This window comes from Sphingomonas sp. BK069 (assembly GCF_014193405.1).
In the GTDB taxonomy this organism is placed as follows: domain Bacteria; phylum Pseudomonadota; class Alphaproteobacteria; order Sphingomonadales; family Sphingomonadaceae; genus Sphingomonas.
Window position 1 is genome coordinate 560794 of record NZ_JACHZH010000002.1, and the last position, 19784, is coordinate 580577.

16 protein-coding genes are annotated in these 19784 nt (G+C 71.9%); 8 read left to right on the forward strand and 8 right to left on the reverse strand.

What is annotated here, in order from left to right; translation table 11 throughout:
* The first annotated feature begins 32 nt into the window (after positions 1-32).
* The 4 genes from FHY02_RS11265 (at position 33) to FHY02_RS11280 (ending at position 4674) form a co-directional block, all read left to right on the forward strand.
* Positions 33-1388, forward strand: a complete 1356-nt coding sequence (locus FHY02_RS11265; protein WP_260158638.1) for a methyl-accepting chemotaxis protein — start codon at positions 33-35, stop codon at positions 1386-1388.
* A gap of 29 nt (positions 1389-1417) precedes the next feature.
* On the forward strand, positions 1418-2767 hold the full coding sequence (locus tag FHY02_RS11270; protein WP_221189961.1) for a methyl-accepting chemotaxis protein: 1350 nt from the start codon (positions 1418-1420) through the stop codon (positions 2765-2767).
* A 274-nt stretch (positions 2768-3041) separates the two neighbouring features.
* On the forward strand, positions 3042-3737 hold the full coding sequence (locus FHY02_RS11275; RefSeq protein ID WP_183922000.1) for an SDR family NAD(P)-dependent oxidoreductase: 696 nt from the start codon (positions 3042-3044) through the stop codon (positions 3735-3737).
* Complete coding sequence (locus FHY02_RS11280) at positions 3727-4674, forward strand: 50S ribosomal protein L11 methyltransferase (RefSeq protein WP_183922001.1); 948 nt, start codon at positions 3727-3729, stop codon at positions 4672-4674. Before FHY02_RS11275 ends, FHY02_RS11280 begins: the two co-directional genes overlap by 11 nt.
* 195 nt (positions 4675-4869) lie before the next feature.
* Here FHY02_RS11280 and FHY02_RS11285 read toward each other — a convergent pair whose 3' ends face one another.
* On the reverse strand, positions 4870-5232 hold the full coding sequence (locus tag FHY02_RS11285; RefSeq protein ID WP_183922002.1) for a response regulator: 363 nt from the start codon (positions 5230-5232) through the stop codon (positions 4870-4872).
* A 32-nt stretch (positions 5233-5264) separates the two neighbouring features.
* Between FHY02_RS11285 and FHY02_RS11290 the strand changes: the two genes are divergently transcribed.
* Both FHY02_RS11290 and FHY02_RS11295 read left to right on the forward strand, forming a co-directional pair.
* On the forward strand, positions 5265-5546 hold the full coding sequence (locus tag FHY02_RS11290) for a DUF3572 family protein (protein WP_183922003.1): 282 nt from the start codon (positions 5265-5267) through the stop codon (positions 5544-5546).
* A complete protein-coding gene (locus FHY02_RS11295) occupies positions 5543-6193 on the forward strand; it encodes an HAD family hydrolase (protein ID WP_183922004.1) in 651 nt (216 codons plus the stop codon). Before FHY02_RS11290 ends, FHY02_RS11295 begins: the two co-directional genes overlap by 4 nt.
* 30 nt (positions 6194-6223) lie before the next feature.
* Here the strand turns inward: FHY02_RS11295 and FHY02_RS11300 are convergent, their stop codons facing one another.
* The gene (locus FHY02_RS11300) at positions 6224-9088 is read right to left on the reverse strand and encodes a TonB-dependent receptor (RefSeq protein WP_183922005.1); all 2865 of its coding nucleotides are present in this window, start codon (positions 9086-9088) and stop codon (positions 6224-6226) included.
* A gap of 62 nt (positions 9089-9150) precedes the next feature.
* On the reverse strand, positions 9151-11508 hold the full coding sequence (locus FHY02_RS11305) for an endo-beta-N-acetylglucosaminidase (RefSeq protein WP_183922006.1): 2358 nt from the start codon (positions 11506-11508) through the stop codon (positions 9151-9153).
* A 239-nt stretch (positions 11509-11747) separates the two neighbouring features.
* Here FHY02_RS11305 and FHY02_RS11310 point away from each other — a divergent pair, with 239 nt between their 5' ends.
* Together FHY02_RS11310 and FHY02_RS11315 are read left to right on the forward strand one after the other, a co-directional pair.
* The gene (locus FHY02_RS11310) at positions 11748-12218 is read left to right on the forward strand and encodes a RidA family protein (RefSeq protein WP_183922007.1); all 471 of its coding nucleotides are present in this window, start codon (positions 11748-11750) and stop codon (positions 12216-12218) included.
* A gap of 243 nt (positions 12219-12461) precedes the next feature.
* A complete protein-coding gene (locus FHY02_RS11315; RefSeq protein ID WP_183922008.1) occupies positions 12462-13592 on the forward strand; it encodes a GNAT family N-acetyltransferase in 1131 nt (376 codons plus the stop codon).
* 99 nt (positions 13593-13691) lie between these two features.
* Here the strand turns inward: FHY02_RS11315 and FHY02_RS11320 are convergent, their stop codons facing one another.
* From FHY02_RS11320 to FHY02_RS11340, 5 genes are all read right to left on the reverse strand, one after another.
* Positions 13692-13919, reverse strand: a complete 228-nt coding sequence (locus FHY02_RS11320; RefSeq protein ID WP_183922009.1) for a BrnA antitoxin family protein — start codon at positions 13917-13919, stop codon at positions 13692-13694.
* Positions 13906-14181 (reverse strand): BrnT family toxin, encoded by a 276-nt coding sequence (locus FHY02_RS11325; RefSeq protein ID WP_183922010.1) that lies wholly within the window; start codon positions 14179-14181, stop codon positions 13906-13908. The genes FHY02_RS11320 and FHY02_RS11325 overlap by 14 nt, the downstream gene beginning before the upstream one ends.
* Before the next feature lie 108 nt (positions 14182-14289).
* Entirely contained in the window at positions 14290-15990 is a 1701-nt protein-coding gene (locus FHY02_RS11330; protein ID WP_260172844.1) for a hypothetical protein, read from the reverse strand.
* A gap of 10 nt (positions 15991-16000) precedes the next feature.
* A complete protein-coding gene (locus FHY02_RS11335) occupies positions 16001-17947 on the reverse strand; it encodes a hypothetical protein (RefSeq protein ID WP_183922011.1) in 1947 nt (648 codons plus the stop codon).
* A 4-nt stretch (positions 17948-17951) separates the two neighbouring features.
* A complete protein-coding gene (locus FHY02_RS11340) occupies positions 17952-19502 on the reverse strand; it encodes an NAD(P)/FAD-dependent oxidoreductase (protein WP_183922012.1) in 1551 nt (516 codons plus the stop codon).
* Positions 19503-19784: the final 282 nt, after the last annotated feature.

Genomic DNA, 19784 nt, shown 5'->3' on the forward strand with positions numbered 1-19784 from the left:
GTCGCGACTCTGACCCCAGCGGGAGCCGCTCCTTGTCCCACGACCTGCCGCCGATCGGATCGGTCGCCGCCGCCTTCGACCTCACCGCCCGCTTCCGCGTGTTCGACGTCGACGGGCGGCTGACCCAGGCGTCGCGCGACGTGTGGGAGGCGCTGGCACCGCGCGCTCGCGCGATCGCGCAGGCCTATTGGGAGCAGTGGCAGCGCTGCTTCGCCGACCGCCGTTCCTGGGCACAGCACGAGAGCGAGCGGATGATCGAGCTCGGCTGCATCTTCCTCGAGAACCGCTTCCTGCGCACGCGCGAGCGCGCCTGGATCGAGTCGATCGAGCGCTCGGTGGCGGGCGCCTATGCCGCTGACGTCACCCCGATGGCGCTGCTGTCGATGATCAGCGCCAGCGACCGCGCCGCGCTGGAGGTGCTGATGGCGTCGGTGGCGCGCGACGATCCGCGCCTGCCCGAGATGCTCGACACGCTGATGCGGCTCTCCGCGCTGGAAGGCGAGATCACGGTGGAAATGTACGCTTCCTATCGCGAGCATCGCGCGCAGGTGGCGCGCGACCGGCTCGCCGCCGAGTTCCGCGACGGCATCGCGGTGACGGTGGAGGACACCACCCGCGAGGGCGACCATCTCCGCGCCCAGGCCTCGCACGCCTCGTCGGCGGCGCGCGGCATGCTCGGCAAGACCAGCGAGGTCGCCGCCGCGGCGGAACAGTCCGCGGTCGCGATGCGCGACGCCGCCTCGACCGCGGCCGGGCTGATCCGCGCGATCGAGGACGCGCGCGCCGAGGTCGAGGTCGCCGCCGACATCGCGACTCGTGCCGCCGGCCAGGCGGGTGACGCGGTCAACGTCTCGGGCGCGCTGAGCGACCACGCCAAGTCGATCGAGTCGATCCTGGGGCTCATCCGCGACATCGCGGGGCAGACCAACCTGCTCGCGCTCAACGCCACGATCGAGGCGGCGCGCGCGGGCGACGCCGGGCGCGGCTTCGCGGTGGTGGCGCAGGAGGTGAAGAGCCTCGCCAGCCAGACCGCGCGCGCCACCGACGACATCGCCGCCAAGATCGCCGCGATCCAGGCCGCCACGCGAGTCACCGTCGACACCTCCGCCTCGATCCGCACGACGGTCGCCGAGGTGCAGGATTCGGCGACGCGGATCCGCCACGCGATGGAGTCGCAGGCGCAGACCGTCACCGCGATCACCGCCGCGGTGGACGAGACCGCGCTCGCCGCCGACTCGATGTCGCACACGATTGCCGCGATTCGCGAGGACACCGAGACGGTGGCGACCGAGATCGACCGGCTCGGCGCCGGCTTCGACTCGCTCGCGGGCCGGCTCGGCGCGCTCGACGGCCATGCCGGCGACTTCGCCAGCAAGGTCGCGGCCTGATCCCTCTTCCCCGGTCCGAGTGAGCGTCGATGCGGATGGTCCACCACGATGAGCGCGGCCTGGCCGATCGCGTCGGCGACTTCGACTGGGACGGCGGCATCCTGCCGGCGTGTCGCGAGATCGCCGACCTGCTCGACGCCACCGACGGATGGCGCCAGGTCGCGCGCACCTTCTGGGACCATCTGCTGGCGCTGCCGACGCTGCCCGCGGCGACGCGGGACATCCCCCCGGAGCGGCTCGCCGACCAGCTCGGCCGCGCCACCCATTACATGCGGCTGCGCTACACCGAGCCGTTCAGCGACCGCTGGCACGCGATGGTGGTCGGTCAGGTCGACGTCTCGCAGGCCAATGGCGTGCCCCTCACGCTGCTGCTCGCCGCGCTGACCCGCGCACACGGCCACACGCTGTCGCTGCTCGCCGCGGGCTGCGCCGGCGACGCGGCCCGCCTGGAGCGGCTCAGCAATGTCGTGCTGCGGCTGGCGATGATGGAATCGGACCTGATGGCGTCGCGGCTGGGGGAGCTCTCGCTCGACGCGGTCCGCTCCGCCCGGGCCGAGCGCTCGGCGGCGTTCCGCTCGAGCATCAGCGACGGCATCGGCGCGATCGCCGCGCGCGGCCATATCGTGCGCGAGAAGGCGCGCGCCGCGGCGGGCTCGACCCGCGGCATGCTCGACAAGACCAGCGAGGTCGCCACCGCGGCGGAACAGTCCGCGCTGGCGATGCGCGACGCCGCCGCGACCGCGGCCGGGCTGATCCGCGCGATCGACTCGGTGCAGAACGACATGCGCGCCTGCACCATCACGCTGGAGGACGCCAACGCCCAGGCCGAGGACGCGGTGAGCGCCAGCGCGGCGCTGAGCGACCATGCCAAGTCGATCGAGTCGATCCTGGGGCTCATCCGCGACATTGCGGGGCAGACCAACCTGCTCGCGCTCAACGCCACGATCGAGGCGGCGCGCGCGGGCGACGCCGGGCGCGGTTTCGCGGTGGTGGCGCAGGAGGTGAAGAGCCTCGCCAGCCAGACCGCGCGGGCGACCGACGACATCGCCGCCAAGATCGCCGCGATCCAGGCCGCGACGCGAGTCACGGTCGACACCTCGGCCTCGATCAAGGACACGGTGGGCAAGGTGCGGCGCTCGGCGGTGCAGGTGACCGCGGCGATGCAGCTGCAGGCGCAGACCGTCACCGCGATCACCGCCGCGGTGGACGAGACCGCGCTCGCCGCCGACTCGATGTCGCACACGATCGCGGCGATCCGCGAGGACACCAACGACGTCACCGGCGAGATCGTCTCGCTCGGCCACGCCTTCGAGCAGATCGGCGACCGCTTCGACACGCTGCGCGACTCGGCCGAGAGCTTCTCGGCGAGCGAGGGGTAAGGGTGCGTGCGATAACGCTTCGAGACGAGGCTTCGACAGGCTCAGCCTCTCCTCAACGCGAACGGGACAACATACCCCTCCGTTCGTGCTGAGGAGCCGCCGAGCCGCGAACGAAGGAATGACCCACCGTTCGTGCTGAGGAGCCGCTGAGCCCGTCGAAGCGGCGCCTCGAAGCACCGCCCGCTCGTGGCGAGAGCGCTTCGCGGCAAACCGGCTCACCCCCGCCCGCGCAACCCTCTGGCCCCGCCCCCAGCTTCCGTCCTATCGCGGCCGCATGGTCAACATCCTCCTCACCGGCGCGAGCCGCGGCATCGGCGCCGCCATCGCCGCGACGCTCGACGCCACCCCCGATGTCGTGCTCGCGCGTCACGCCACCGCGAGCGACCTCGCCGCCGACTTCGCCGACCCCGCCGCCCCCGCGCGCCTGTGGGACGCCGCACTCGACCGGCTCGGCGGCCGCGTCGACGTGCTGATCAACAACGCCGGCGTGTTCGAGGCCAACCCGCTCGACTCGGACGACTGGGTCGCCAACTGGGAGCGCACGCTGCGGATCAACCTCACCGCCGCGGCCGAGCTCAGCCGGCTCGCGGTGCGCCACTGGCAGCAAGGCGGCCGCGGCGGACGGCTGGTCAACGTCGCCAGCCGCGCCGCCTATCGCGGCGACAGCCCGGCACACTGGCATTATGCCGCCGCCAAGGCGGGCATGGTGGCGATGACCAAGACGATCGCGCGCGGCTATGCCCGCGACGAGATCCTCGCCTTCGCGATCTGCCCCGGCTTCACCATGACCGGCATGGCCGACGACTATCTCGCCAGCCGCGGCGGCGACAAATTGCTCGCCGACATCCCGCTCGGCCGTGTCGCCCAGCCCGAGGAAGTGGCGGCGGTGGCGCGCTTCCTCGCGCTCGAGGCGCCACCGTCGATGACCGGGGCGGTGCTCGACGTGAACGGGGCCAGCTATGTCCGCTGAGGCGATCGACAGCTGGCGCGTCACCTTGCCGTGCACCCGCGCCGAGGCGGAGGCGATCGACGCCGCCGACGATCTCGCGATCGACGCGGTGCTGATGACCAGCGAGGAGGTCGAGGACGATCGCGAGCGCTGGCGGCTCGACGCGTACATGGAGCACGAGCCCGACGCCGCGATGCTGGCCGCGCTGCGCGCGCTGGTGCCGAGCGCGGCGGCGACCGAGCCGGCGGTCACCCCGCTCACCGCGCAGGACTGGGTGACGCTGAGCCAGGCCGGGTTGGAGCCGATCAGCGAGGGGCGGTTCGTCGTCCACACCAGCGCGCATCCCGTGGAGGTGCCGCCGGGCGGGCGCGCCTTCCTGATCGACGCGGGCCAGGCGTTCGGCACGGGGCATCACGCCACCACCTCGGGCTGCCTCGCGATGCTCGACTCGCTCGCCGACCGGACGGTGAGCAACGTCATCGACCTCGGCACCGGCACCGGACTGCTCGCCTTCGCCGCGCGGCATCTCTGGCCCGCGGCGCAGGTGACCGCGACCGACATCGACCCCGCCGCGATCGCGGTGACGCGCGAGAACATGGCGGCCAACGCGGTCGACGACATCGCGCTGGTGGTGGCGGACGGCGCGCTCTCCGAGGCGATCGCGGCGCGCGCGCCCTACGACCTGGTGATCGCCAACATCCTCGCCGGCCCGCTGATCTCGATGGCGCCCGAGGTGGCGGCGATCGCCGCGCCGCGCGCCGCGATCGTGCTCGCCGGGCTGCTCGAGACGCAGCGCGGCGAGGTGGTGGCGGCGTTCGAGCGCTGCGGCTGCGCGCTGGAGGCGGTCGACCGCCGCGGCGACTGGACGATCCTGCGGCTGGGCGCGGGCGCTACCCGCTACGTGCCGGAGCAGGCGCCCGACCCGCGCGGGCGCGACGGCTGGGCGCTCGATCTGTAGGGTAGAGGCGATGGCGGGCGGTCGCGGAGCTCTACCTCGCCTCATGAGCCTGTTCCCCGGCGAAAGCCGGGCCCCGGTGGGAAGGCGGCGGTGGGTCTCATCAGCGTCCCCCAACGGGACCCCGGCTTTCGCCGGGGAACAGGGACGAGGCAGAGAGTATCGTTCAGCCGCGGGCGAGCGGCACCCCGCCCCCGCTCACACCAGCGCCCCCACCGCGGTGATGAAGCGCGCCAAGGTGATCGGCTTCGAGATGTAAGCGTCCGCCCCGGCCGCGCGGATGCGATCCTCGTCCTCGCGCCCGGCATAAGCGGTCACCGCCATCACCGGGATATGGCGCAGCGCGGCGTCGGCCTTCAGCTCGAGGATCAGCTCATAGCCGGTGACGTGCGGCATCTGGATGTCCATCACGATCAGGTCGGGCATGAAGGCGCGGGTGCGCTCCACCGCCTCGCGCCCGTCGCGCACCGGCTCGACCGCGAAGTCGTGCGCCCGCAACAGGTCACAGAACAGCTTGAGATTGAGTTCATTGTCCTCGACAACGAGCACCCGCTTGGCCACGCGCCGCTTTCTCCTCTGACGCCAGATAGATAATGGTCCGAACCGATCCAAACCAGTCCGACGCGGCCACGATCGCGCTCGACGCTCTCGCCTGGACGCTTAACGAACCGTTGCGCGCCGAGCGACTGATCGGCGTGACGGGGCTCGCGCCCGACGACCTGCGCGCGCGGCTGCGCGACCCTGCCGTTCTCGCCGCGTGCCTCGCCTTCCTCGAGGCGCACGAACCCGATCTTCTCGCCTGCGCCGCGGCGACCGGTACCACCCCGGCCGCGCTGGTCGCGGCGCGCGCCCGACTGGAGGAAGCGCCACGATGACCCGACCGCTGCTGATCAGCGACTGCGACGAGGTCTTACTCCACATGGTGCGCCACTTCGCCACCTGGCTCGACGAAGCGCACGACATCGAGTTCCGTTATGACAGCTGGGAACTGGCCAAGAACATGCGCCGCCGCGGCGGCGCGCCGCTGACGCAGGAGGAGATGTTCGGCTATCTCGGCGGCTTCTTCCCCGCCGAGATGGCGCGCCAGACGCTGGTGCCGCACGCCGGCGAGGCGCTGGCGCGGCTGGCCGAGCGCGCCGACATCGTCATCCTCACCAACCTCGAGGACCAGTGCCGCGCCCATCGCATCGAACAGCTGGAGCGCTTCGGGATCGCGCATCGGGTCGAGTGCAACCAGGGCGGCAAGGGCGCCCCGGTGGCACGACTGGTGGCGGAGCACGGCGACCCGGTCACCGTCTTCGTCGACGACCTGCCGCACCACCACGAATCGGTGGCCAAGCACGCGCCCGGCGTGTGGCGGCTCCACATGATCGCCGAGCCCGCACTCGCCGCGGGCGTGCCCGCCGCACCGCTGGCGCACGCGCGGATCGACGACTGGCGCGCGGCCGAGGCCTGGATCGACGAGCGCTTCGCCGCGGGCGAGCCCGCGCCCGCGGCGGAAACGACGGCGGCACGGGCATGACCAGCGCGTGCGCGCGCCACCGTCCGTCCGTCAGAAGCGCAGCCGCGCCCCGGCGTTGACGCGGCGATAGGAGATGCCGCGCTCGATGAAGCGCGACTCCACCCCGCCGTAGATCAGGCTGTCGGCGTCGCCCAGGTTGGTGACGTCGGCGAAGAGCTGCAGCATCGGGTTGAAATTGTATCGCAGCGCGAGATCGACCTGGCCGTAGGCGGCGTGGACCTGGTCGACCCCCGCCCCGCCCCAGTCGCACGCCATCGTCCAGCGCGAGCGCCAATTGTACGAGGCGCGCAGCTCCAGCCGGCCGTCATCGTAGAAGCCGCTGGCATTGTACGAATCGGGCGAGATGCCGGTGAAGCCGCACGCGCCCGCGGCACCGCGCGTCGTGGCGTCGACATGCGTGTAATTGGCGCTGGCGCCCAGGCCGGAGAGCCAGCCGAAGCGATCGTCCAGCGTATATTGCGCCGCCACCTCGACGCCGTCGACCCGCCCGCGCGCCAGATTGACCGTCTGGGTGACGAAGACGCGCTCGGGCGCGAGCGGCAGCGTCGCCTCGATCGTGCGCGACTGGAACAGGTCGGAGAGATCCTTGCGGAAGCCGGCGACCGAGACGTAGCTCACCTTGGAGAGATAATATTCGAGCGACAGGTCGTAATTGGTCGCGAACTGCGGCTTGAGCGCCGGGTTGCCCAGCCCCAGCGTCAGCCGCCCGGCCTGCCCGCCCCATGACTCGCCGTAGCGCAGATCGTTGAGGTCGGCGCGGCTCAGCGCGCGCCCCACCGCGCCGCGCAGCAGCAGCTCGGGGGTGATCTCGTAGCTCAGGTTCGCCGAGGGCAGCACCGCGGTGTAGCGCGCGCCCTGCGCCTGCGGGCCGGCGGGCGAATAGGCGAACACGTAATTGGTGCCGCCCGGCGGCAGCGTGATCGCGGTGACGGTGGAGCCGTAACCGCGCGACTCGGTGTCGACGTGGACGAGGCGCGCGCCGACATTGCCCGACAGCGCGCCCGCGGCCAGCGTCGCGTCGGCATAGCCGGCGGCGACCCGCTCGCGCGTCGCGAAGCTGCCGCCGGGATCGTACACCAGCGCGAGCGGGCCGCCCGGCATCTTGGGGTCGGACCCGATCAGCGCGCAATTGCCGGTGCAGCTGGTCGTCCCATCGGCGGCGCGCGTCGGCAGGTAGCTGCTGCTATATTGGCCGCGGCGGTCGAGCTGCGCGGGCTGCGACAGCCACGCGATCAGCCGGTGCGGATCATAGCCGAAAAACTGGCGGCTCGGCGGCTTGACCGCGCCGTGCAGGAAGTCGTCGCCCAGCGTCATCGGCCGCAGCAGCGAGGGGTCGACCGGGAAGGTCAGCGTGTCATAGGGATCGGAGCGCGAGCTGTCATTGTCCTGCCCCTTGGTGCGGTCCTGATAGTCCGCGCCGAGGCTGATCGCGCCGATCACCGACGCGCCCGGGCGCCAGCGCGCGCCCAGCTGCGCCTCGGTGAGGCGATCGTCGACCGTCTGCCCCCAATTGCCGGAATAGCCGAGCCGGATCCGCGCGGGATCGGTGAACACCGTGTCGCTCGTCGCGATCTGCGGATTGCCCTGCTTGAAGGCGTAGCTGACGTCGTTGGCGGCGTAGTTGCCGATCAGCACATAGGGATCGAAGCGCTTGTCGCCGGTGGCGCGGCCGTGGGAGACATCAGCGGTGATCGTCAGCGCGTCGCTCGGCCGCCACGCCGCGTTGAGGCCGAGGTCATAGCTCTCCGCGAGCCGGTCGCGCGAGCGGATCACCGAGAGGTTCTGCGGCTGCGCCACCTGCCTCCCCGCCAGCGCGGCGGCGACCGCGGGGGCATTCAGGGACGCCTGCCCGGGATAGGTGCCCGCGGTGACGATGCCGTCGCGGTTCACCGTCGGGTCGATGATCGTGTTGCCGAACACGAGGTTGACGATCGAGTCGCCGATCTTCTGGTCCAGCCGCGTGTAGAAGCCGTTGGCGCTCAGCGTCAGCCGGTCGCTCGGCGCGACCTGGAGCGCGATGCTGCCGAAATAGCGTTTTGTGCCGCCGTCATAGGTGCCGTAGCTCGCCTGCCGCGGGCCGTTGAGCTGCTCCGAGGTGACCGCCGGCGCGGCGGCGCCGCCGCGGACGACGTGGAAGGCGGCGGCATCCCATTGGTTGATGCGCGCATAATCGCCCGACATGCGGAAATCGGCGTAGGAGCCGGACACCAGCACGCCCACGGTCTTGGCCGGATTGACCCAGGAATAGAGGCCGCTGACATTGGGGCGGACGGTGTGGGCGCGCTCCACCGTCATGCCGCTGAGCGACAGCGCGCCATAGCTCTTCCCGATCGTCAGCGGGCGCGGGGTGAGGATGTTGACGGTGGCGCCGATGCCGCCCTCGGTCAGGCTCGGCAGCATCGTCTTGTTGACGTCGATGCGCGAGATCATGTCGGCGGGCAGCACGTCGAAGTTGAAGCTGCGCCCGCGCCCGCCGCCGTCGGCCGACCAGGCGCCGGTGTCGGACGGCAGGGTGCGCCCGTCGAGCAGCACGTTGGTGAAGTCCGGCCCCAGCCCGCGCGCGGCGATCTGCTGCCCCAGGCCGAAGCCGCGCACCACCTGCACGCCGGGCACGCGCTGGAGCGACTCGGCGACGTTCACCTCGGGGAACTTGCCCGCGTCCTCGGCGGAGATGCTGTCGATCACGTTGGGCGCGAGCCGCTTGGCGGAGAGCGCCGAGGCGAGGCTGGCGCGGATGCCGGTGACGACGATATCCTGCGCGCCGGTCTCGTCCCCGTGCGGGGAAGGTGCGCGGTCCGCCGCCGGAGCGACGGGCTGCTGCGCCGAGGCGGCGGCCGGCAGCAGGGTCAGCGTGGACACGCTCGCCAGAAGCGCGAGCCGCCGCAGGATGGTCATTGTAGTCTCCCCTCTCGTTGACTGGTGGCCCGGCGCGCGCGTCGGGCCGCGATCCCCCCGGATCAGACGCGGAGCCGCGCCGCGCCGCCGCGTCGGCTTTCGCCGATCGCCTGCACCTCGATGATCGCCGACGTGGTTCCCGCGGGCAGCGCGGCGGGGCCGTAGAAACACCGACCGTCGATGCGCCCGAGCCAGCGGCGCGCGCCGCTTGGCGCGTCGACGCGGAAGACGTCGAAGCGCCCGTCGTCGTCCCAGCGCAGCCCGAGCCCGATCGCGCCGGTCGCGGCGTCGACGACGCGGCGATCGAGCCGCAACCCGCGCGGCGCCGCGAACGAGACGTGATCCTGGGCGGTGACTGCGAAGCGCCCGACGCGCAGGTCGAACGGCGCGGCGCCGTTGTCGCCGGGCTCGAACCCGAGCAGGATGCTCGCCACGCGGCGGCCGACGAAGCGGCCGAGCGCGAGCCGGCTGAGCGTCCAGCCGCCCTCGCCCGCGGCCGGCCGGCCCGGCGGCAGCGGCAGCCACTCCGCCTGGTCGGGTCGGTCGGCGAAGATCAGCCCGAGCCGGGTGCGCGCGCGGTCCGCCGCGCTGGCGAGCGTCACGAGCTCGACCGCGGTCGCGCCCGTCACCGCGATGTCGGTCTTGAACAGATGGACCCGCGTCGCCGCATCGGTGCCGAGCAGGCCGTGCACGCGCAGCGACGAGCCGCCGTCATAGGCGATCGCCTGATCGAGGCCGACCTCCAGCAGACCGGGCGCCTCCGCGGCGCGATCGGTCAGCCCGTCGAACGGCGCGCGCCACCATTGCCAGGTCGGCAGCACGTCCTGGATGCCGAGGTTGAACCAGGCGGCGTCGCCGACGCGTCGCCCCTCGACGAAGAAGGACCGCCCCTCGCCCTCGTTGAAATGCGTGGCGAACGGTGCCGCGCCGATCACCGAGCGCTCGGCGATGAAATTGGCCACGCCATAGGTGATCGGCAGGTCGGCCTGGTCGGGGCTGAAGCGCGCGAGCGTGCCGTCGGTCGTCGCCCATTCGGACAGGCGGTAGAAGGTCGTGTCGCCCCAGCTGAGCCGGCCGCTGTCGTACATCGCCTGCTGCGCTTCGCTCGGCGCGTTCGACAGCGCAGGGTTCTGCGTCTGGCCGCTGTAGACCAGCCGCTCGATCGTCGCGACGTCGGCGGCCGCGTCGAGGAAGGCGGCGCCGCGCCCGGCCTGGCGCGCGCGCCACAGGTTGAGGCAGCCGTCGTCGACCGAGTAAAGCTGGAGCCCGCCACCGCGTGCGGTCCCCCCCTCCTGGCCGGTCCCGCCGTTCGGGCTGATCACGCGCGGCGCCGCGACGCCGATGAACCCCGGCCCGGGATAGAGCTGCAGCCCGAAGAAGACGTCCTCGGGGGCGCGCTGGAACGCGCTCGCGCCCGACGCGAGCGTCGCCGGGTCGGCGGGCCAGCTGGTGCAGCAGCCGCCCGGTCCGTTGTAGCCGCTCCAGCCCTGGTCGATCATCACGGTGTCGGCGGCGGGGGCGCCGCTCGCGTCGGGCGCGAACAGGTCCCTGAGGTCGCCGTGCCCGTCGTAATGCTGGAGATGGAACGGCGCGACGCGCGCGCGCCGCGCCGCCGCGTGCATCGCCGCCATCAGCCCGGCGACCTGCGCCTTGGCCTGGGCGGAGCCGAGCTCGTGGTTGACGAAATAGCCGTCGAACCCGAAGTAACGCGCCAGCGCGACGAGCTTCTCGGCGACGCGCTCGACCGGCACCACGCTGCCGTCGAACAGCCGCGCGTCGGGCTGCCAGATCGTCCCGAGGCAGAGCGCGCCGTTGCGATGCGCCGCGTCGGTCAGTGCCGGGTTGGGGACGATCCCGGTGCCGCCCCACTGCACCACGATATCGTGCACGCCGAGCCGCCGCGCGACCTGCACCCCGCCCGCCGGGCTGGTCGCGTGTCGCACCGCGCGCCAGACGTCGGGCACGTCGGGCGCGATCGTGCGGTTGGTGGTGGCCAGCGTTGCGGCGCCGGCGCGCGGGTCGAGCCGCGGGTGCGCCTGCGTGGCGGCGAAGGGCGCGATCCGCGGCGCGAGCGGCATGGTCGAGCGGAAATAGGCCGCATCCGGGTCGGCCGCCGGATCATAGGCCATCAGCCGCGCGAAGGCATCGGTCGCGCCGCCCGGCAGCAGCGGCAGGATCGGCGCCGCACCCGATACCTCGCCGGGCGATACCGCCCCCGCACCCAGCGAAAGCCGCTCGATCGGGCCCAGCGCCTCACTGCCAGCGGCCGCAACGTCGCCGTCGCGCCCGCCGCCGAGCACCGCGGCGAGACTCGCGCTGGAGAGGAGGCCCAGGCCGGCGAGGACGACCTCGCGGCGCGCGATCGCTGCGGTACCGTGCGCGACAGCGACGGCGGAATCAGTCGAGGATTGGTCTGCCATGTTCCGTCACCCCCTCCCGGCCGCCCCTTCGCTCGCCGGCATGACGCTGCGCGCTGCCGGACCGGGACGTGCTCACTCGAACTGAGGCCATGATAGGAAGGGCGGCGTGCGGGCCCCGGCGCGTCGCGAGAAATTTTGAGCCGGCGCGATGTGGCGCGGCGTTCGGCGCGATGCGGCGTCGACCCGGACTCGACCGTCCCCGACTTGACCCGCGCGGGCGCGCGCCGCAGGGACAGTGCATGACCGATCGTATCGACCGCGCGCTCGCCGAGCTCGGCCTGACGCTGCCCCAGGCCGCCGCCCCGGTGGCCGCCTATGTCCCCGTCGTGGCGGCGGGCGGGTTCCTCCACGTTTCGGGCCAGCTGCCCTTCAAGGACGGCGCGGTCGTCACCGGCCGGCTCGGCGACGACGTCTCGCTCGAGCAGGGGCAGGACGCGGCGCAGCGCTGCGCGCTGATGCTGGTGGCGCAGCTCAAGGCGCACCTCGGCTCGCTCGAGCAGGTCACGCGGGTGGTGAAGCTGGGCGTGTTCGTGAATTCCACCGCCGACTTCACCGACCAGCCCAAGGTCGCCAACGGCGCCAGCGAGCTGATGGTCAAGCTGTTCGGCGACGCGGGCAAGCACGCGCGCTCGGCGGTGGGCGTGGCGGCGCTGCCGCTCGGCGCCGCGGTGGAGGTCGACGCCATCGTCGAGGTCGCCGCCTCGCTCTGACGCTGGACGGTCAGGGGCAGTGACGCGCTCTGCCCGGGTGATCACCGTCATCCCGGCCTCGAGGCGCGATCCATCTCTCCTCAAGAGCGTCGGCCGATGCGTGCCCGGCACCATGGATCCCGGGTCAAGCCCGGGATGACGGTGATGGGCGGGGCGATCGACGGCACCGAACCGGCGGACGAAACCGCACTCTCCGCGCCTGCGTCCTTTAACCCCAGCGCGCGCCGCCCTAATTAGGCGGCGATGACCTCGCTCACCGCGCGAATCGCCGAGGGGGTCGGCGCCGTCCCCGCCGACCAGTGGAACGCCTGCGCCGGCACCGCCAACCCTTTCCTCAGCCACGCCTTCCTCGCCGCGCTGGAGGAATCGGGCAGCGTCGGCGGGCGCAGCGGCTGGCAGCCGATCCCGGTGGTGGTCGACGGTGCCGACGGCACCCCCGCCGCGATCGCACCGGCCTATGCCAAGAGCCACAGCCAGGGCGAATATGTCTTCGACCACGGCTGGGCCGACGCGTGGGAGCGCGCCGGCGGTGCTTATTACCCCAAGCTCCAGATCGCGGTGCCCTTCACCCCCGTGCCGGGGCCGCGGCTGCTGCTGCGCGATCCCGATGCCGCGCCCGCGCTGATCGCCGCGCTGGAGGCGGTGGCCGACCGGCACGACCTCTCCTCGGCGCACGCCACGTTCGTTGCCCCCGACCAGATCGCGCCGTTCGAGCACGCCGGCTGGCTGATCCGCGAGGGCACGCAATATCACTGGCAGAACCAGGGCTATGCCAGCTTCGACGACTTCCTCGGCGAACTCGCCAGCCGCAAGCGCAAGGCGATCCGCAAGGAGCGCGCCGCCGCTGCGGAGGGGTTGACGATCCGCCATCTCAGCGGCGCCGCGATCGGGCAGCGCGAGTGGGACGCCTTCTGGCGCTTCTACCAGGACACCGGCAGCCGCAAATGGGGCCGCCCCTATCTCACCCGCGCCTTCTTCCCGCTGCTCGGCGCGGCGCTGGGCGAGCGCGTGCTGCTGGTCCTGGCCGAACGCGACGGGGTGCCGATCGCGGGCGCGCTCAACCTGATCGGCGACGATGCGCTGTACGGCCGCTACTGGGGTTGCACCGAGGAGGTGCCCTTCCTCCACTTCGAGCTGTGCTATTACCAGGCGATCGACGCCGCGATCGCGCGCGGGCTGAAGACGGTCGAGGCGGGCGCGCAGGGCGAGCATAAGCTGGCGCGCGGCTATGTCCCGGTGCCGACCTGGTCGGCGCACTACATCCCGGACGCGTCGTTCCGCCGCGCGGTGGCGGACTTCCTCGTCCGCGAGCGCGCCGCGGTGGCGCAGGAGCAGGAGTTCCTGGGCGAGATGACCCCGTTCCGGCGGGGGTGAGGCCGCACCAGCGAGCGGTAGCGCTCATGCCACGATCCTTGCCATCGGAGCTGACGTGCTCCGGCGTGCGCCGGAGCACGACCGACGTTGGATGGCCCGCTAGATCTCGCCGGCCGACACCAGGCGACCGAGCACCGCGTTGACCCGGGTCTGCCAGCCGGGGCCGCTCGCGCGCAGGTGCGCGACCGTCGCGGCGTCCAAGCGAATCTTGACCTCCACCTTCGGTGCCTCCGATCGCGGCCGACGGCGCCGCGACGGCGTCATCCCTGCCATGAAGGCCGCATCTAGCGGCGGATTATCGTCGTGCTCGGTGTCAACGGAGGCCATGATAGAATCTCACCTCGTGCTTCTCCGCCCTGCGCAGGCTGATGGCGCGTATCGCAAGATCGTGAGATCCCTCAGCGAACACCAGCACATGCAGCCGGTCCGCGATGAATCCGAGCGCCACGAAGCGAACCTCACCGTAGTCGAAACGGTCATCCTCGCGTTCGAGCGCCGTTTCCCAGTCGAACGCTGCGGCAGCCTTTAGCGACAGGCCGTGCCGCTTCTTATTGGCGCGATCCTTGGCCGGGTCGAGCTCGATCTTCATGGGGGTCGTACAATCACGCGCGCGCCGTCGCAACGATTTATCGTGCACCCATCAACTCAAGGCACGTTCTCCCCGTCATCATAGGCGATCCGTCGCCGTCCCGGCCTGCTACCGCTCCTGTTCCACCCGCAGCCGCTCGAGCCGCTCCTGCTCGCGCTCCTGCCGCTCGCGCAGCCGCTCGAGCCGCTCGCGGCGGCGTTGCATCCGCTCGATCAGCCACTTGGGCACGCCCAGCTCCTCGTCGCTGGCCTCGATCGGCGGCGCATCATGGTCGACGCGGAACAGCACCGAGTTGCTCGACGGCGACCGCCACACCGGCACCAGGCCGGCGGTGAAGCGCGGGTTGTACGCCGGCGGGCGGATCAGCCAGACATAGTCGAAGGCGTCGCGCGGGAAGCGCGCCAGCGCGTAATTGGCCGGGCGCCACCATTCGTACGGGCATTTCACCGAGGTGACGATCTGCGTCGGATCATGCGCATAAGGCCCCGCCTCGCCGTAGCGCACGGTCAGCAGTTGCGCCCCCGCCATCGACCATTGGTCGTCGGTATAGGCCAGCCGCCGCTCCAGCGCGATCGCGGGCAGATGCTCCAGCCGCGACATGCGCCAGGCGTTGACGCAATTGTGCCCGACGAAGCTGATCAGCCGCGCTCCGATCGGCACGTGCGGCAGCGCCGCGAGCTCGGCGTCATAGTCGGCGTCGAAGCGCGCGAAGCTGATCGTCGTGGCAGTGAGGCGCACCGCGTAGAAGCTCAGCCCCGCCGCGGCGAGCAGCGCGGCGTGGCGCAGGTCGGCGCCGGGCTTGGGCCGGATCGCGATCACCGCCACCGCGACCATGAAGGGCGCCATCCGCATATCGGCATAGGCCGAGCCGAACACGATGCGCGGCAGCAGGATGTACACCAGCAGCATGAACAGCGCCGAGAGGCCGAGGTGGCGCGAATAGCCCATCCGCGGATCGCGCACTGCCTTGAACAGCACCAGGTAGATCACCGCCACGCTGGCGACGTCGAACCACATCCAGCGGTCGCGCAGCGCCATCACGATCCAGGCGATCTTGGTGTTCCAATAGAAGAAGTCGGCGGTCTGTCCGGTGACGTCGGCGCCCGAACGCCACGCCACCATCAACACCATCGGCAGCGCCAGCGGCACGCAGCCCAGGCCGGCGCGCACCCAGCTCTCCAGCCAGCCTGCGCCGCGCGCGCTGCGCAGGTCGTGCTGGCGGATCAGCTCGCTCGAGAAGGCCAGCACACCCAGGACGCCCCAGCCGAAGGTGTGACATACCCACAGGATGCACGAGAGCGGCACGAACAGCAAAGCGCGCAAGGTGAAGCGACCCTGCCGCGCCAGCCGCAGCCACAGCGCGAACAGGCACAGCGCCCAGGCCATCGACAGCGCGAAATTCACGAAGCCGAAGTGGAACGGATAGCCATAGGCGAGCGGTAGCGCGAACAAGGCGGTCGGCGGGATGCGCCCGTGCACCTCGCGCGCGATCCACAGCAGTCCGCCGACCGTGAGCGCGGGGATGGTCAGGATGATCAGCTTGACCGCCGGCTCCAGCCCGATCAGCGGCGCGAGCGGCTCGATCAGCAGGTCGACCCCGAGGTTGCCGATCAGCGACCAGCGGAACTGGTACCAGTCGATCAGCCACGGGTGCGCGCCGCGATCGAGCTGGACGCGATAGCGCCCCATATGGCCGGGCAGGTCGACGATCGGGGGGATGTCGGGCCACAGCAGCGGCACGCACGCCGCCACCATGGCGGCGAGCACGAACCACCGCGTCTGCCACCAATGGAGCCGGTCTGCCTGCATCGCGAGCGCCTTAAGGGCGCGCGGCCCCCGCGGGCAAGGGGTCGCGCGCGACATGCCACGCGAGCACCGGACCGCGCACCTTGAGCGGTGTTAGCCAGGCGACCCGCTCGCCGCGCTCCAGCCGCGCCCACAGGCCGTCGGGCGCGGCGGCGCGATATTGCGCCAGCTCGGGCAGGCCGGGGCAGGCGATCAGATAGTCGGCGCCGCTCGCCGCCACGATCGCGCGCGCGCGATCGGGCGGCAGCGTGTAGCCGAGCAGCACCCGCTCCATCGCGCGCGCGCCGCGGTGATAGCCGCCCGCGATCGCGCGGTGACGCGTGCTCACCAGCAGCTCGGGGGTGATGTCGATCGGCGCGAACACGATGCCGGGCGGCAGCGCGGCGAGCGCGCGCACGTCGGTGGCGGTGGCACAGCTCGGCCGGCGCGAGTCGTCGCGCGCGCGCTCGACCGGGCCGGGCACGAGCAACAGCGCGGCGGCGGCGACCTGGCCGGGCGAGGCGAGCAGCAGCGCGCCGAGCGTGGCGAGCATGCGCGGCAACGGCGCGGTGAGCCGGCGCGCGCGCGTCAGCAAGGTCGCGAGCAGCACCGCGGCGCCGGGCACCGAGAGCGCGTTGGCGGTGGCGGCGGCGCGGCTCACCCAGACGGCGATCGCGGTCGCGGCGAGCAGCAGCAGCAGGTAGAGCCACCAGCGCTCGCGCGCGGCCTCGGTCAGCCCGCGCGGCGGCAGGCGATGCAGCGCCAGCGCGGTGCCCGCTAGCCCGGCGAGCGGCAGGCCGATCGCGGCGGCGGCGAGCGCGGACGGCTGGTCCCACAGCGGTCGGCCTTCGAGCACGTCGAGATACCACAGGCGATACACGAGCGGCGGCAGCGTCGCGAACGGCCCGGCGAGGCAAGCCGGGGCGAGCGCGAGCAGCGTCGCCGCCGCGGCGGCACCGGCGAGCGCGAGGAGAAGGAGACGGAGCGTCAGCTGGGCGGGTGTTCCTGTACAGGCAGGAAGGCGAAGCGGCGAGCGGCGCGCGTCCCCTGCGCCATCGGGCACAACGCCACCGTCCGGCTCGAGGAGTCCTGACCGAAAGAGCTGGGATCCTACCCGGGATGACCGGAGGAACGAGGCGAACGGTCCACCCCCGACCGATCGCCCCGCCCCCACCGCCACCGTCAGCCCCGCCGCGGCGACCCACAGCACCGCGAGCCACGCCGGCGCCACCGCGTCGCACGCCGGCTGCGCCCATAGCGGCCCGCGCGTGGCGAGGTGGAGCGCGCTCGCCGCGCCCGCCAGCGTCCAGCCGAGCGTCACCACCATCGCCCCGCGCGCCGGCCGCCACGCCCAGCCGAGCGCGGCGATGCCCACGGTGGCGGCGGCGATCGGCAGTCCCTCGAGCGAGATCGTCAGCAGCACCGCCAGCGCCGCGCCCGCGAGCGCGCCGCTGCGCCGCGTCGGCGGCGCCAGCAGCGCCGCGGCGGTGGCGAGGGCGGCGGCGACCTGCCAGCCGTGATGGTCGATCCGGAGCGGGCGCAGCTGGAACAAGAGCGGCGAGGCCAGTGCCACCAGCAGCACCGCGTACGGCACGCGCGCCCGCCCCGCGAGCCGTCGCGTCAGCAGCGCGGCGAGCGCGGTCACCGCCAGCAGCGTCAGCAGCGGCACCAGCACCAGCGCCACCCGCTCGGCGCCGCCCGCGCCCAGCAGCGGGCGCAGCGCCAGCATCGCGCCCGCCAGCGGCAGGTCGACCAGCCGCGACCAGTGCATCGGGAAGTCGCCGCGGTTGAGCCGGTGCTGTGCAACGTCGAACCAGCCCTGCCCGCCGAGCCAGTCGCGCACCTCGAGCAGCCGCATCGCGTCGTCGGCGTCGAGGAACATCCGCACGCGGATCGCGTCCCAGCTCGCCGCGACCAGCAGCAGCGACATCAGCAGCCAGCCGGCGAGCACCGACACGGCGGGGCGCCGCCGCAGCGTCATCGCATCACGCCGCGCGGCGCACGTCCGCGCCGATCCGCCCGGGCACCTGGCGCAGGCTGGACAGCGCCGCGGCCTCGCCCTCGCGCCCGCTCTCGTGATACTCCGCGTCCTCGTTGACCGCCCAGGTGTCGTACACGCGCGCGCCGGCCTGAATGTTGCGGACCGTCAGCATCGCGGTCATCATCGCGTGGTCCTGGTTGTTGTAGCGGTGCATGCCGTTGCGGCCGACGCAGTGGAGCGTCGGGTAGCGCCCCTCCAGCTCGCGCCGCAGCATGTCGACGTTCTGCGCGTAATCCTCGTCGTAGACGGGATAGGCCTTCTCCTGCCGCACCACCGTGCCGCCGACGACGTGCGACGGATCGCACAGCCCCAGCGCCGCCATCTCGCGCGTCGCCAGCGCGACCAGTTGCTCGTCGCTCGAGGTCCACAGCCCGTCGCCCTCGAAGCAGAAATACTCCAGGCCGACGCAGGCGATCGCGGGATCGGGCACCATCTCGGGCGACCACGAGCGGAAGTTCTGGATGCGGCCGACCTTCACCTTGGGATCGTGGATGTAGATCCAATTGTCCGGGAACAGCTCGGGCGAGCGGATCATCAGCGCGACGGTGAGGAAGTCGCGATACTTCAGGTTCGCCGCCTCCGGCAGCGCCGCGGGCAACGGGTGGAGCCGGCTGGCGAGCTCGCGCATCGGCGCCGAGGAGATCACGTGCGCGGCGTGGATCGTCGCGATGCCGGTGTCGGTGTCCGCGCTCACCGTCCAGCGCCCGCTCGGCGCATGGTGGTGGAGCTGGCGCAGCGAATGGCCCATCAGCACCGTGCCGCCGCGCTCGACGACGCGGTCGCGCGCCGCCTCCCACATCATCCCCGGCCCGAGCCGCGGGTAGCGGAAGTTCTCGAGCAGCGTCTTGGCCTGCATCCCGTCGTTGGGGCGTTTGTTGAGCCCGAGCGAGCGCTTGACCCCGTCGATCACCGCCTTGCCGAGCGACAGGCCCTTGATCCGCTGCGCCGCCCAGTCGGCGCTCATCTCGTCGCACGGCATGCCCCATACCTTCTCGGTATAGGTCTTGAAGAAGATCGAGTAGAGCTTGTGGCCGAAGGCGTTGACGGTCCAGTCCTCGAAGCTGCGCACGCGCCGGCGAGGCAGCAGCCGCGCCTTGGCGAAGCTGGCCATGCACAGAGTGGAGCGGACGATGCCGAGATGCCCCAGCGCCTCGAACGCGCGCAGCGGGTAGCTGTAGAACTTGCCCTCGTAGTAGATGCGGCTCATCCGCGGGCGCTCGATGAAGTCGTGCGGCAGGATCTCGTTCCAGAGATCGACCACGTCCTTCGACTTGGAGAAGAAGCGGTGCCCGCCGATATCGAAGCGGAAGCCCTGGTGCTCGACCGTGCGGCTGATCCCGCCGACGTAGCGCCGGTCCTTCTCGAGCACCGCGACGCTACAGCCCGCCTTGGTGAGCAGATAGGCGGCGGTGAGCCCCGCCGGGCCGGCGCCGATGATGGCGACGTCCACCGTCTCGCCCGCCTGTGCCGCAGAAGTCGCGCCGATCGCCGTCATCACCCTCGCCCGATCCTGTGACCCGTGATGGCGAGGAGATGACGGAATTTGGTTGAGGGGTAGTTAACGATGAGGTGCGCTGGCGATCGGCGTGGGTCGCAGATGGGGCGACGTTGCTGGCCACGATCGCAGCGCGCGTCCTCGCATCGATGATCTGCCTCGACGACGCGACAAGCCGACACCGCTCTAGGGTCAGGACCCATTGATGTGAGCGTCGCGATCTGATTCAGGCTCTGCAAGGAGACCCGGATGAGCGACCTGTTTTGGCTGACGGACGATCAG

Coding starts and splice junctions, on each gene's coding strand:
- FHY02_RS11270 (WP_221189961.1), top strand. CDS start 1,418: ATGCGGATGGTCCACCACGATGAGCGCGGCCTGGCCGATCGCGTCGGC.
- FHY02_RS11275 (WP_183922000.1), top strand. CDS start 3,042: ATGGTCAACATCCTCCTCACCGGCGCGAGCCGCGGCATCGGCGCCGCC.
- FHY02_RS11280 (WP_183922001.1), top strand. CDS start 3,727: ATGTCCGCTGAGGCGATCGACAGCTGGCGCGTCACCTTGCCGTGCACC.
- FHY02_RS11290 (WP_183922003.1), top strand. CDS start 5,265: ATGGTCCGAACCGATCCAAACCAGTCCGACGCGGCCACGATCGCGCTC.
- FHY02_RS11295 (WP_183922004.1), top strand. CDS start 5,543: ATGACCCGACCGCTGCTGATCAGCGACTGCGACGAGGTCTTACTCCAC.
- FHY02_RS11300 (WP_183922005.1), bottom strand. CDS start 9,088: ATGACCATCCTGCGGCGGCTCGCGCTTCTGGCGAGCGTGTCCACGCTG.
- FHY02_RS11305 (WP_183922006.1), bottom strand. CDS start 11,508: ATGGCAGACCAATCCTCGACTGATTCCGCCGTCGCTGTCGCGCACGGT.
- FHY02_RS11310 (WP_183922007.1), top strand. CDS start 11,748: ATGACCGATCGTATCGACCGCGCGCTCGCCGAGCTCGGCCTGACGCTG.
- FHY02_RS11315 (WP_183922008.1), top strand. CDS start 12,462: ATGACCTCGCTCACCGCGCGAATCGCCGAGGGGGTCGGCGCCGTCCCC.
- FHY02_RS11320 (WP_183922009.1), bottom strand. CDS start 13,919: ATGGCCTCCGTTGACACCGAGCACGACGATAATCCGCCGCTAGATGCG.
- FHY02_RS11325 (WP_183922010.1), bottom strand. CDS start 14,181: ATGAAGATCGAGCTCGACCCGGCCAAGGATCGCGCCAATAAGAAGCGG.
- FHY02_RS11330 (WP_260172844.1), bottom strand. CDS start 15,990: ATGCAGGCAGACCGGCTCCATTGGTGGCAGACGCGGTGGTTCGTGCTC.
- FHY02_RS11335 (WP_183922011.1), bottom strand. CDS start 17,947: ATGACGCTGCGGCGGCGCCCCGCCGTGTCGGTGCTCGCCGGCTGGCTG.
- FHY02_RS11340 (WP_183922012.1), bottom strand. CDS start 19,502: ATGACGGCGATCGGCGCGACTTCTGCGGCACAGGCGGGCGAGACGGTG.